This is a genomic window from Globicatella sp. HMSC072A10 (assembly GCF_001811625.1).
Lineage (GTDB): Bacteria > Bacillota > Bacilli > Lactobacillales > Aerococcaceae > Globicatella > Globicatella sanguinis.
Map to the genome: position 1 here is coordinate 17,694 of NZ_KV805698.1, position 12,595 is coordinate 30,288.

Annotated in this window: 8 protein-coding genes; all 8 read left to right on the top strand. The window is 34.6% G+C overall.

All coding sequences use genetic code 11. The annotated features are described in order from the left end of the window. The first annotated feature begins 65 nt into the window (after window positions 1–65). On the top strand, window positions 66–1,037 hold the full coding sequence (gene nrdF, locus HMPREF2811_RS04395) for a class 1b ribonucleoside-diphosphate reductase subunit beta (RefSeq protein WP_071408263.1): 972 nt from the start codon (window positions 66–68) through the stop codon (window positions 1,035–1,037). 409 nt (window positions 1,038–1,446) lie between these two features. Beyond that, the gene (locus HMPREF2811_RS04400; protein ID WP_071408264.1) at window positions 1,447–2,595 is read left to right on the top strand and encodes a glycosyltransferase family 4 protein; all 1,149 of its coding nucleotides are present in this window, start codon (window positions 1,447–1,449) and stop codon (window positions 2,593–2,595) included. Between the two features lie 234 nt (window positions 2,596–2,829). Then, entirely contained in the window at window positions 2,830–3,525 is a 696-nt protein-coding gene (locus HMPREF2811_RS04405; protein ID WP_071408265.1) for an alpha/beta hydrolase, read from the top strand. Window positions 3,526–4,459: 934 nt separating this feature from the next. Beyond that, on the top strand, window positions 4,460–5,443 hold the full coding sequence (locus HMPREF2811_RS04410) for a LysM peptidoglycan-binding domain-containing protein (RefSeq protein WP_071408266.1): 984 nt from the start codon (window positions 4,460–4,462) through the stop codon (window positions 5,441–5,443). A 155-nt stretch (window positions 5,444–5,598) separates the two neighbouring features. Then, window positions 5,599–8,490, top strand: coding sequence for an insulinase family protein (locus HMPREF2811_RS04415; RefSeq protein WP_071408267.1), 2,892 nt, complete (start codon window positions 5,599–5,601; stop codon window positions 8,488–8,490). A gap of 236 nt (window positions 8,491–8,726) precedes the next feature. Next, complete coding sequence (locus tag HMPREF2811_RS04420) at window positions 8,727–9,857, top strand: AI-2E family transporter (RefSeq protein WP_071408268.1); 1,131 nt, start codon at window positions 8,727–8,729, stop codon at window positions 9,855–9,857. Window positions 9,858–10,016: 159 nt separating this feature from the next. After that, complete coding sequence (locus HMPREF2811_RS04425) at window positions 10,017–11,324, top strand: HdeD family acid-resistance protein (protein WP_071408269.1); 1,308 nt, start codon at window positions 10,017–10,019, stop codon at window positions 11,322–11,324. A 526-nt stretch (window positions 11,325–11,850) separates the two neighbouring features. Beyond that, a complete protein-coding gene (locus tag HMPREF2811_RS04430) occupies window positions 11,851–12,576 on the top strand; it encodes a hypothetical protein (protein ID WP_071408270.1) in 726 nt (241 codons plus the stop codon). Window positions 12,577–12,595: the final 19 nt, after the last annotated feature.

Genomic DNA, 12,595 nt, shown 5'->3' on the forward strand with positions numbered 1-12,595 from the left:
CTCTGACAGTTAGTAAGCTGAATTGAATTGAACGGAATTTTTGATAAAGCATTAAGGAGGACATTATGGCATTAGAAAATAATAACTATATCGCAATCAACTGGAATCAGATTGAAGATATGGTAGATAAATTAACATGGGAAAAGTTAACCGAACAATTCTGGTTAGACACACGCATCCCATTGTCTAACGATTTAGACGATTGGCGTACTCTTTCAGCCGCTGAAAAAGATATGATAGGCAAAGTTTTTGGCGGACTAACTTTACTTGATACTTTACAATCAGAAGATGCAATTGAGCGACTACGTCAATCAATTCGTACTCAACATGAGGAAGCAGTCTTAAATAATATTCAGTTTATGGAAAGTGTCCACGCAAAAAGTTATTCTTCAATCTTTAGTACCTTGAATACTAAAGCAGAAATTGAATCAATTTTTAATTGGACAAATTCCAATGAAGTATTGCAATACAAAGCTTCTAAAATTAATGATGCCTATAAAAATGGAACGGATTTACAAGCGAAAGCAGCCAGTGTATTATTAGAATCATTTTTATTCTATTCAGGATTTTTTGCACCACTGTATTATTTAGGCAACAATAAGTTAGCAAACGTAGCGGAAATCATTAAATTAATTATTCGTGATGAATCAGTTCATGGGACTTATATCGGCTATAAATTCCAATTAGGATTTGATAAATTATCCGAAGAAGAACAAGAAGAATTAAAAGCATGGGTTTATCAATTGACTTACGATTTATATCAAAACGAAGTGAAATTCACTCAAATGATTTATGATGCAATTGGATGGACAGAAAAAGTAAAAACATTTGTGCGATATAATGCGAACAAAGCGTTACAGAATTTAGGCTTTGATCCATTATTCCCGGATACAGCAGAAGATGTGGACCCAATTGTAATGAACGGTATTTCTACAGGAACCAGTAATCATGACTTCTTCTCTCAAGTTGGGAATGGTTATTTATTAGGAACCGTTGAAGCGATGGAAGACGATGACTATCGTCAATGGATGAAGTAAAAATTTAATATAATAACAAACGCTATTAGTGACTCGGATACATTTGAGTACTAATGGCGTTTTTTTTTGATAAAGAGCATATTGATATACGGTTGCTGTTTTCATACAGAAAAACTTTTTTAAGTTGGAGGGGCAGACGAAGAGGAAATCTATTTCTGACCCACTTCCAACTGTGCGAGGTGTGGTCAGATGAAGTAGAAATCATTCAGTTTTTGACTATGTGTTCACTCCACTGATATTGGCGTGCAATTTTATTTCTTACAAGCGAATTATGTAAAGTAAATGGGAATTCCAAAAATATTATGGAAAAAATACTATCTTTACTTAAATTTTACGGATTTTTTTCTTAGTTTAAATAGAGGGAATGTAAACTGAGAGTATAGATCAAAGTATTCAAGGAGTGTGAAGTATGCGTATTGCTTTAGTCACTGAGACTTTTTTTCCAGCAACTGATGGGATTTGTACCCGATTGGGACAAATGGTTCGGATAATGAAACAATTAGGCCATGAAATATTAATTGTATCCCCAGATTTGGGAGTAGATCATTATGATGGAATCTCCATCACTAAAATAGAAAGTGTGACGGTACCTTTTTACCCTTCTAGACCATGGGCGCTACCTTCTAGAAAAATACGAGAAGTTCTTTTACAGTTTAATCCGGATATCGTTCATGCGGTGAATCCATTTTTGATGGTAACATCTGCGGTGTATTATGCTAAAAAATTACAAATTCCACTACTGACTTCTTACCATACGCATATTCCTCAGTACCTGGATCATTACAATTTACCATTATTAAAGCCTGCTGTATGGGAATATATTAAATTATGGCATACTGGCTCTGATATCAATTTGACTGTCTCAACATCACTACAAGTCGAATTACGAGAGCAAGGTATTCCCGTTGATGGCACGATGCCGAGTGGTGTGGACCTTTCAATGCGTAGTCCCAAATATTTTGATGAAGCATTATATCAAAAGTTAACTTTTGGTTTGGAAAACCAAAAATTATTGGTCTATGTCGGTCGCTTAGCTGCAGAGAAAAGTCTCCATCAATTAAGGGGAATATTTAATTATCGAGATGATGTTTGCTTATCTATCGTTGGTGATGGTCCTGAACGCGAAAATTTAGAAAAACTATTTGCAGGGACTAAGACGACATTTAACGGTTTTAAACAAGGTGAAGAACTGGCGACATATTTTGCAACGGGAGATGCCTTTATATTCCCATCGACTTCGGAAACATTTGGTTTAGTTATCTCAGAAGCGATGGCTAGTGGCTTACCAGTCATCGCAGCTTGTAGTGGTCCAACTTTAGAGCAAATAGAAGATAATATTTCAGGTTTGGTTTATGAACCAGGAAATATTCAGAGCCTTATTGAAAAAATAAATGTATTAGATTTACCATTACAAGTTAGAAGAATCAAAGTAACGGCATTAAGAGTGGCTGAAGAAAAGACATGGCTTAAAGCAAGTCATCTATTATTAGATTACTATCGTCAGGCGATTGAATTCTCAGATACTAAGTATGGCCGTATGCAGAAATCATCAAATTAGATCGAGATATTAAGTGAATTAAAAGCGATTGAACAGAGTATTATGCAAAACTATACCGCTGTCAGATACATATAAATTAAATCGAAAATGGCTGGTTGTTAAACGATTACTACATTTTATTTTGCGATGTAAAAATATCTGTCTTGTGACTAGCTAGTGCTTAATCGCAAATTCTATCGGTTAAAACGCTATGAGTGTTATAATGATAGAAATAAATAAAAGTAGGTTTGAACAATGAAAAAATTTTTAAAAATTTTAGGTATAATCTTTTTGGGATTAATACTCACCATTATTTTGGGATATTACAATTTAAGATATACTGCGGAAGATGTAGTTGTCGAAAATAATATGATACAGGACGAATATGGTTGGTTCGTTGATGTACCCAATGAACAAGCCACTATCATCATGTATCAAGGAGCTTTAGTTGATGCAAAAGCTTATTTGCCATTAGCAGCCTCAATCGCGGAAAAAGGGTTTGATATTTATATAATGGATAGTTGGTTTGATTTACCTATTTTTGGTATCAATCAGGCACAAAACATCATAGATCGCGAACAATTACAAAATGTTATCTTAATGGGACACTCTTTGGGTGGTGTCGTCGGGAGTCAAGTGGCATTGTCTAACTCCAATATTGAAGGCGTAGTCTTATTAGCCAGTTATCCAGCAGAAGGGACAGACTTATCTAATAGCACCATGAAGGTCTTGTCTATCGTAGGCAATCAGGATCAGGTGATTAATCGAGAAAATTATGATAATGCAGATTTAAACCTCCCAGCTTTGACGCAAAAGGTGGTCATTGATGGGGGAAATCATAGTCAATTTGGAGATTATGGCTTTCAAAAAGGAGACGGTGTCGCAACAATTACTAAAGAAGCTCAATGGCATCAAGTTGCGGACGAAGTTTGTCAAATGTTTTCTAAATAAAAATGAGTGAAGTAAATGATGGCAGAAGTTAAACAATATTTTGAACCATAAACGGATGAAGCGAGACAAAAATTATTGCAGTATCGTGAAAGGATACTAGCAGCTGTGCCAGATTGTGAAGGACACGCCGCTTAAGAAATGTCAATATACAAGAAAGGAAAGAACTTGATTCATTTGGCTGCATTTAATCATCATTTAGGATTTTATCCAGGGAGAAAAGCGATAGGTCAATTTGAAGAAGATCCGAAAAAGTTTAAAACTTCTAAGGGCACCATATAAGTACCAAAGGATTAATTAGATTTGATGTTGAAAGAATTGTTACCAGCCATTGTCTTGTAGGAAGTCGCTTAATTTTAAACGAGCAAAAGAAGAGAAGTTTATATTTCACTCATAATGTTAAAATGTTGTAAATAGCTAATCATGGATATTAGAAAGTCTCGTTAAGCTGTTTATTTTGAACGGGTTTTTTTCGATTTTCAAAAAATAAAATTTTTTGGACTGATTTTCGGCAAAATTTTCAAAAAATAGTAAAAAAAGTATCCGTTTTGAACAGGTATCCGAGAGATGACAATTCAAATACAAAAAAACACAGTAGAAATTTAGGATGTTACCGAACACATTGTGTGCATCCTACTCAAACTTATGAATAAAAATATGACAACAAAAACATGGCTTTTGTAAAATTGAGGCTATTTTAAGGACATATTTCAAGAAGTTTGTAAATTTTAAGTGGATTTAATGTTACAGAATGATTACAAAACGGCAAAACGAGCTGTTTTATATTACACTTCAATAACAATAACAGACAGAAACGTTAAAGATGGCTTACAGTTTGCCTTATTTCCTGATATTCTCCTAATCTTATTGTAGAATAATACTGTGATAAGATTTTTGGGATTTTAATGCCCAATTTCTATAAAAGGAGAATTTATATATGAAGAAATCATTACGAATAGCTGCGGCGACGATGTTAGCATCGACCTTGGCGTTTAACTTAAATACAGTAGGAGCACAAACTTGGACACATCGTTCAGTTAATCAAGTAAAAGAAACACTAGCGAGTAATGAAGATGGATTATATGTAATCCAATGGGGTGACACTTTAAGTACAATTGCTGAAGCAACAGGGCATTCAGTTGATCAATTAGCAAACTTTAATGCAATTGCGGATGCAGACTTTATTGCAGCAGGTTCAGTGTTATATTTTGATGATGCAAACCACACAGTAACCTATGTCGATAATGCAACAGATCAAGCTTATACTTATGATTTAGTAGAAGAAACACAAGTTGTAGCTGAAGTGACTGAAGCACCCGTTGTGGAAGAAACTGTAGTAACAGAACCTACTTATTATGTTGATGAAACCCCTGAATGGGTTGAAACACCGGCAGTTGAAACAACAGAAGCAGTTGTAGAAGAAACAACCGCAGCGCCAGTTGTAGAAGAAACAGAAGCGTTAGTAGAAGAAACAACTGTAGCACCAGTTGTGGAAGAAACAGAGGCAGTTGTAGAAGAAACGACCGCAGCACCAGTTGTCGAAGAAACAACAACAGCGCCAGTCGTGGAAGAGACAGAAACAGTTGTGGAAGAAACGACCGCAGCACCAGTTGTGGAAGAGACAGAAGCAGTAGTTGAAGAAACAACCACAGCACCTGTAACAAGTGGGGGCCAATACAACGAATATGGTGGTATTATCTCTGATGCCAAAGAGTGGATTGCCATGCGTGAATCAGGTGGTCAATATGAAATCTGGAACCCAACGCAAACTTATTATGGACGTTACCAATTAACAGCATCATACTTAAATGGTGATTTTTCACGTGAAAATCAAGAGCGTGTAGCAGATGAATATGTTATTAATCGTTATGGGTCATGGGAAGCAGCATTAGTATTCTGGCAAGCAAATGGTTGGTACTAAGCGTATTTACCTAAAAATTTAATTTTAATAAAATCTGGTAGGATGATTGAGTTTTTATACTGATTATCCTACCTTTTTTGCTAGCTAAATTAGTTTACTAAAGATTTAGAAAAGGCTACAATAGACTGTAAGTATAAAAGGAGCGAAAAGAGTATATGACATTTAAATTAATAGAAACCAGATCATTAACTGATATACAATCAACCGGTAAATTGTATCAACATGAAGAAACTGGAGCGCAAGTATTACGTATTGAAAATGATGACCCCAACCGTGCTTTTACTATTGGGTTTAAGACACCACCCTATAATGACAATGGGATTGCCCATATTTTAGAGCATTCCGTTTTAAATGGCTCAAAAAAATATCCATCCAAAGAACCTTTTGTAGAACTAATTAAAGGTTCTTTGAACACCTTTGTTAATGCAATGACCTTCTCAGATAAAACCATCTATCCTATTGCTTCGACGAATCAACAAGATTTTGAAAATTTAATGAGTGTTTATTTAGACGCTGTTTTTCAACCGAAATTATATACAGATAATCAAATATTACAACAAGAAGGTTGGCATTATCATTTAGAAAAACCTGAAGATGATTTAATCTATAAAGGGGTTGTCTACAATGAAATGAAAGGTGCAACGGCTTCAGCCGAACAACGTCTTTACTTTGAAATTGTGAAAGCTTTATATCCCAATACTTTGTACGCATACGAGTCGGGTGGTTTGCCAAGTGCCATCCCTTCATTAACGCAAGAAGAGTTTATTGAATTCCATCAAAAATACTATCATCCAAGTCAATCAATGACGGTTTTATATGGAGATTTAGATGATGACAAAGTGTTTAGTATGTTAGAAGAATATTTCGAAGGAGCAGGTAGCGAAGCAGAACAAGTTGACCTAGCCATTGATGTACCTTTTGTCAAAAATGCTAATATTGAAACAACGTATTCGATTACTGATGGTGAAGATCCGACTGATAAAGATTATTTAGCTCTTGCTTGGCATTCGAATGTAGCGGAAGATATTTTAGAAGGCTTCGCTTTAGATGTCGTGATGGATGTGTTATTTGGAAATAATCAGGCGCCTGTAAAAAAAGCTTTATTAGAAGCGGGAATTGCTGGCGATATTAGTGCTGATCGTGATCAAATTGGCTATTTTAGCATGATTAATATTGTCGCTAAATATACCTCTGTTGATAAACTAAAAGAATTTGAAAACATCGTGATGAATGCTTTACAAAAGGTAGTAGACGAAGGTGTAGAAAAAGAATTAATTGAAGCTGCTTTAAATCAAATCGCATTTCGTCAAAAAGAGTTAGTTATCTCAGAAAGTAATCCGCGTGGTGTTTTATATGCGATGACAGCATTCCAAACATGGTTATATGATTTTAATCCGATGGATAATTTAGAATTTGATCGTTACTTGAGTGTATTACGTGAAAAATTTGAAAATGGTTATTTTGAAGAGCTGGTTCAAATCTATTTATTAGAAAATGATCACCGTGCGACCGTTTCATTAAAAGCCGATCCAGGATTAAATGATAGACAAGAACAAGCTTTACATGAATCCTTACAAGCGTATAAAGCGAGTTTATCTGAAGCTGAAATTAGTAAATTAGTAGCGACTACGCAAGCTTTAATTGAACGTCAAAGTACGCCCGATACCGCAGAAGATTTAGCGAAGATACCGGCTCTAGCTAAAGAGGATTTAACGACTGAAACGGAAGAATATCCTTTAGAAGTAGCGACTTTATCTAATGGCAATCAGTTTTATCATGCACCACAATTTACCGCTGGTATTGACTATTTAGATATATTGTTCAATATTGAAGATTTTACTGCAGATGATTTTATTTGGTTAAACCTTTTATCACGTTTATTAGGCAAATTACCAACTAAACACTATTCAAGTAAAGAATTATTAACTAAAATTGATTTATACACCGGTGGTGTGGGTGGTGCTGTGCAAGTTTATGAACAAGAGGGCGACAATAAAGCCTATTTTGTTGTACGTGGTAAAGCTTTAGAAGAGATGGATCATCATTTGATTGAGTTAATGCATGAATTGGCCCTTCATACACAATTTGATGATGTTGAAGAAATTATTAAAATTGTACAACGAGCGATTTCAGGTTTTGAGAATAAAATCGATTATCAAGCCCACGCTTTAGCTTCGCAGCGCGCCTTAAGTCAAGTGAATGCAACAGCAAAATTAGCGGAAATAATAGGCGGTATTGATCAATACCGCTTCTTGAAAGATATTTTGAAACAACTTAAATCTGAAAATGCTCATCAAGTAGTAGAAAAATTAGTATCTTTATATCGTCGCATTGGCAACCAAACACGTCTAAATGTCTTTTATATTGGGGATGAAGAACGTAAAGTTCATTTAGCTAATAGAATTGAAACAACATTCGCTGACCTGCCAACTGAAGCCATAGGAGCTAAACAAACGTATCAACCTGGTATTCAACAAAAAGAAGCCTTTGTGACAGCTCAAGATGTGAATTATGTTGGATTAGCAGCGGTCTTACCGGAAGCGTTCAAATTATCAGGAGAATACCATGTATTAGGCAAAGCCTTGCGTTATGATTATTTATGGAATAATATTCGTGTAAAAGGTGGCGCTTATGGAGCGATGTATAATTTAAGACGTAATGGTTCGTTGACATTAGCAAGTTATCGTGATCCTAATATTACTCAAACGCTTAATGTTTACCATGATATTCCGCAGTTCATTGAACAGTTGGAAATTAATGAGATGGATTTATTGAAATATATGATTGGTACGATGAGTGATTTAAATCAACCGATGTCAGCAGCTGACAAAGGGAACATGGCATTTGTTTATTATCATATTGGTGTCGATCAAGCGGAGCGTAAACAAATTAAAGAAGAGGTATTAGCGACTACTGTAGATAAACTTCATCGTTTACGAGCAACTTATCAAACCTTATTACAAAATCCTGCGATAGCGGTGATTGGTAATAAAGCACAAATTGAAGCAGTGAAAGATCAGTTTGATGTTATTCACGAATTATATTGATGATTAAATAAATTGAATAGTCAACAACTTGCTTTATATTAAGCTGGAAGGATTTGTGGCTGTTTAGCACATCAAGAAGATTAAGTAAGTTAATAGAGAGTCCTTTGGGAGTGGCAAGTGGATTTTCCCTTGCCAACTCTTTTTTTATTAGGGTATTGTAAAATTAAATGAAACATACTTGCTTACTATTTACATCTTTAGCTATAATAAAATAGAAGACAAGTAAAGGAGTTATTATGAAAATCAATCGACAAAAAGTTTTAGTTTGGGGCTTAATTTTAGCTTCTATTTATGTTGTATATCGTTATTGGGGAGCAGCTGAAGAAATATTAATGACGGTATTTGATGCTTCCAAACCATTTTTTGTGGGTGCGATGATTGCTTATATTGTCAATATCCTAATGGATGGTTATGAAAATTTGATAACACGATTTGTATCATTTCAACCAATCTTAAAAATGAAACGGAATTTAAGTCTGTTTTTAGCTTATTTGACATTTGCGATTGCCATTATCGTTATTTTGGGGATTGTAATTCCAGAATTAATTCGAGCGGTTCAGTCATTACTTTCAATTGATCCAAAAACGATTCAACAAATTTTTAAATCAATGGAAGATAATGGAATCATTAAGCAAATCATTGGTTTAATCCAAGGTGATACGAGTGGGAATGTTGATATTGCTTCAACGATTACCGGGTATGTGCAACAAATTCTAAACTCTATTGGGAATTTACTGTTAGGTATCTTAACATCAGCAACGGGTATTTTCTCGACAGTTATTAATGTGTTTATGAGTATTGTTTTCTCTATTTATGTGTTAATTAGTAAAGATAAACTATCAGTTCAATTTACCAATGTATTAAAAGCGTATGTACCGGATTGGTATCAAACGATAGAAGCGACTATCGATGTGTTTAATCAATCTTTTAGAGGGTTCATCGTTAGTCAAACAATCGAAGCGGTAATATTAGGTAGTTTGAGTTTCGTTGGCATGTTAGTTTTAAGATTACCGTATGCGTCAACAGTGAGTATTATGATAGGAAGCACCTCTTTGATTCCTTTGGTTGGGGCATTTATTGGTGCCATCATTGGGATAGTTTTAATTTTAACTCAGTCGGTTTCACAAGCCTTTATCTTTGTTATTTTCATTATTGTCTTACAACAGGTTGAATCGAATTTGATTTATCCTCGTGTAGTGGGCGGTTCGGTTGGTTTACCACCGATGTGGGTATTGGTTGTTATTTCAATTGGGGGTGCTATTGCGAATATCTTTGGAATGTTTGTAGCGGTCCCAATAGCAGCAGCGCTTTATAAATTGTTCCGTGATGATTTACGTAAGCGACTAGCAAACCAAACATTAACTTAATCTATATAGAATAAAAAGGACTTTCATCAAAGTGATAAGAAAGCTGAAAAGCAAATACCGGCAAAAGTTACTACAGCAGTATTGTCGATTCAAAAAGCATCTTACCAATGGTGAAAGTCTTTTTTGTAATTTTGGGAAAATTTAAGGGAGGGGATTAAAGTGAAACAAGTTGAGAAATATAGTTATCTTATATCCGGTTTATTATGGATTATTGTGGGACTTTTTCTAATTATCGAAAAGCAATTATTTGTGGTGAACATCTCAATTTTATTTTCTAGTGTGTTGCTTATTATCGGAATCGGCCGATTGGTCAAAGTGGTTGTGCCTAAGCGCGAACGCAATTTTGAACAAAGGCTTGTTTTATTAATTACTGGCGTGAGTGATTGGGTGCTTGCCTTTTTGATGTATTTTTTTCGATTAAGTTGGCCAGCATTTTTATCCAAAGCTATCGGTTATTATCAACTTTTCATAGGGGTTTCGCTATTTATTAGTTGGTTATTATTGAGGCGTGATCGCGTATCGGGACGCGTTGGCATTCTTTTATCCAGTGTGATTAATATAATTTGGGGAGTGGCCAGTATTGCGATAAAAAGTAGTGAGACAGTCGACGGTGTCGTAGCTAGATTAGGTTTTTATTTAGTTTTCATTGGTTTGACAATCTTGATGGATGCTCGGGACTATTATCTTTCGCAACGAACAAAAACAAGAGTAAAACGGCGAATTCGTGTTCCGCTACCGGTTATTTTTACAATCCTTTTACCTAAAAAAATGTTGGATAAGATTAATCATTTTATTCAAGAAGAATTATCAATGAGTGAGTGGACCAGCCCAGAATTGAAGGAAACTGATAGACATCCTGTTTTGAAAGTATTTATTCATGTGGGGGAAGACGGTTTTGATCAGATGGGACATGTTGATTTAAGTTATAAAGGGCGCGTCTATGCCTATGGCAATTATGATATCGACTCTGAGAGATTATTAGGTGCAATTGGTGAGGGTGTATTATTTAGCTTAGACGACCAAGATTATATCGACTATTGTTTACAGGATAATAAAACACTATTTGAATATCGAGTCGTATTAACTGCTGCTCAAGAAGTTGAGTTTGAAAAGAATTTAAATGATATTTTAAAGAATACTCAAGCCTGGGTACCTACTTCATCCACACAATTAGCGAGTTATCTGGGTAAAATGACCCAAAAATATAAAGTAGAAACTTTTAAATTTAAAAGCTCTCGCTATAAAACGTATTTTGTTTTAGGGACGAATTGTGTGTTGTTGGCCGACCAATTGATTGGGGCCAGCGGTTTGGATTTATTAGCCATGGTGGGGATTTTAGCCCCAGGAACCTATTATGATTATTTTGAAAAAGAATTTCAAAAACCTAATTCTATTGTAGTTGGGAAAACCGTTCACAACCCGGTTTTAAAAGACTCAATGTTGCCATTATCAAATGAAATACTTTAATCATATTTTAAGAAGGCATTTTTTAAAAACCTTAATATAACAGTGCATATAAGAGGTAAATGAAAAAATACATCATGAATACACCAAGAAAACGGATCGATTAATTTTGTTAAATTGTCAAATTCAGCTAGAAATTTTTACCTAACACATAATACGATTGCTTTTTGTTTTATTGATATTTAAATTGGTTGTTCGAAAGTTATAAACAAGGCTGGCCTAAGTTAGAAAGTGACTATCAATAGTGAAGTCCATAATATTGTGTAAAAAGAAAAATAAAGTAAAAATTTTAAGTATATTTTAAGTTCAGTTTATATACTTTCAGTAGATTATTGAGTAAGGCTTTTATTCTCTCCCAACTAGTAATCGCCACTCAATAATCAAAATGGATTAACTCCCAAATATAGATGCCCAGTAGACCCCATACTATTGGGCTTTTTTATTGTGTAAAGGAGCCTTTCGGTTTGTAATTATGGCACAAATTCGGTAAAATTTTAAGGGTACATAAAGTAGCAATATGGAGGATATTATGAAAAGCCAAGTAGAACACTATTTACCTTTTGATGAAATATTATTACCTGAACCTTATCGAGTAATTGAAATTCCGTCTTGGGAAGCGATCATTAATCCGGTAGTTCAAGGCGTCATTACATTTTATAATCATCAACATCAAACGAAAGAAACAGAATTAACCGATGAGATGGTTAAAGCTTTGGATAATCCTGAATTAAAAACAGTTCACCAAGTTAAACAATATGCGATGACTGCATTTCAAGAGAGAGAAAAAGAACGTAAGTTTCAATTTGATATATTTCCTTATTTATTAGTGTTTTTTGCGAATACAACTCAGACTGTGATTAATTCGGATGAGGAAGAAGCTTATTTCATCGCGATGACCGATAATTATAAGGAAGATGCAGAGAAAGCGGGAATTTCTTACGATGAATTTTTACAAAATAGTTTTGGTTTAACCTCAAAACAAGAAGAAGAATTGCGCGAGCGAATCCATGAATATTTTGTGTATAAATTGATTGCGATTGATCGCTTTGGTGAAGAGCATGGAGAGTTAGATATAGACAGCTATGACGCTTACATCCAAGAACAGGTATTGCTTCAGGGCGTGGATGAAATTGATTTGCGTGAACGCCTGCCATTTAATGTGTTTCAAGATATCTATCCTGAAATAGTATTAACAGAAGAATTGAAAAATTATTTTAAAGAGCAAATTATTTTCAAAATTGTTTCAGAAGCATAATGAAGTCATCATTGACGAG

Excerpts from the sequence above, each read along its gene's own strand:
- nrdF (WP_071408263.1), top strand. The coding sequence starts at position 66 with ATGGCATTAGAAAATAATAACTATATCGCAATCAACTGGAATCAGATT.
- HMPREF2811_RS04400 (WP_071408264.1), top strand. The coding sequence starts at position 1,447 with ATGCGTATTGCTTTAGTCACTGAGACTTTTTTTCCAGCAACTGATGGG.
- HMPREF2811_RS04405 (WP_071408265.1), top strand. The coding sequence starts at position 2,830 with ATGAAAAAATTTTTAAAAATTTTAGGTATAATCTTTTTGGGATTAATA.
- HMPREF2811_RS04410 (WP_071408266.1), top strand. The coding sequence starts at position 4,460 with ATGAAGAAATCATTACGAATAGCTGCGGCGACGATGTTAGCATCGACC.
- HMPREF2811_RS04415 (WP_071408267.1), top strand. The coding sequence starts at position 5,599 with ATGACATTTAAATTAATAGAAACCAGATCATTAACTGATATACAATCA.
- HMPREF2811_RS04420 (WP_071408268.1), top strand. The coding sequence starts at position 8,727 with ATGAAAATCAATCGACAAAAAGTTTTAGTTTGGGGCTTAATTTTAGCT.
- HMPREF2811_RS04430 (WP_071408270.1), top strand. The coding sequence starts at position 11,851 with ATGAAAAGCCAAGTAGAACACTATTTACCTTTTGATGAAATATTATTA.